This is a genomic window from Caballeronia sp. LZ003 (assembly GCF_031451465.1).
Lineage (GTDB): Bacteria > Pseudomonadota > Gammaproteobacteria > Burkholderiales > Burkholderiaceae > Caballeronia.
The window spans coordinates 1-832 of record NZ_JARUXJ010000093.1 but is presented as its reverse complement, the minus strand read 5'-3'; the positions used below and the strand labels follow the sequence as shown (position 1 = coordinate 832).

The window sequence follows — 832 nt, the reverse complement described above, 5'->3', positions numbered from 1 at the left end:
CCTTAATTCGCCCACCTATCGAACGCTGCGAGCGCAACGGATCGGCAATCTCGATCACCTGTCCTGGAAGCGCAAGCGCTCCATCCAGACCGACACCGAATGTCACGGTGTCGGTCTCCAAGCGCGAGGTCTCAAGAAGCCAATGCCCAGCCCGTTGCGCCTGCGATCGGCTGGTACAGCCAAACGCTGTGATTTCTGCCGTGTTGTAACCGTATAGAGCGATGCCATCAAGGTCTTCGACGCTTTCAACGGCCCGCTGAAATCCGTTGTTCGGGTCACACCATGTGACCATCACCGCCGTGTAACGTGACTTCAGCGCGCTCCCGGTGTACTTGAACACCCCTTCCACGACATTGCTCGGGTTGTAAATATATGCCGGATCGCACGGCATGTCGGCCGACGTCAGCACACTGCCCGCGCTCCAGTAGGCAATGCCGCGAAATACGCTCGCAAGCTGTTGCAACAAGGCGAACGCGTGCGAACGTGTCGTGATGTAGCAATTGCAGGTGAACCGCGGCTCTGTGCCGCCGCCACTACTTGGAACCTTCTCGTCGCAGTACTTCGCAATCGCATATAACGCGAAGCGATCGACATGGGAATCCCGCAGCCAGGCACCAGCGCCGTAGCGGCCGTTGAGAAGGAGATCTCGAAAGATCCATGCCGGATTGTCTGTCCACGCGCGCTTAAACTTCCCGGTCCACTCCTTGCCGTACTTGCGGCCGACCGGATCGTAGTTGTCCGGTACTTCAACCAGCAACCCCTTCACGTCGTATGAGCGGACTGGAATTCGGTCGAATTTATCGGAGGTGATGCGCATCGCCGCCACTGCGCT

The 832-nt window shown here is 58.3% G+C and carries 1 protein-coding gene; it reads right to left on the bottom strand.

Features of this window, described 5'->3' with window-relative positions; translation table 11 throughout:
* The coding region (locus QCE79_RS33155; RefSeq protein ID WP_309851702.1) for a phage tail protein at positions 1–817 on the bottom strand (817 nt) is incomplete at its 3' end.
* Positions 818–832: the final 15 nt, after the last annotated feature.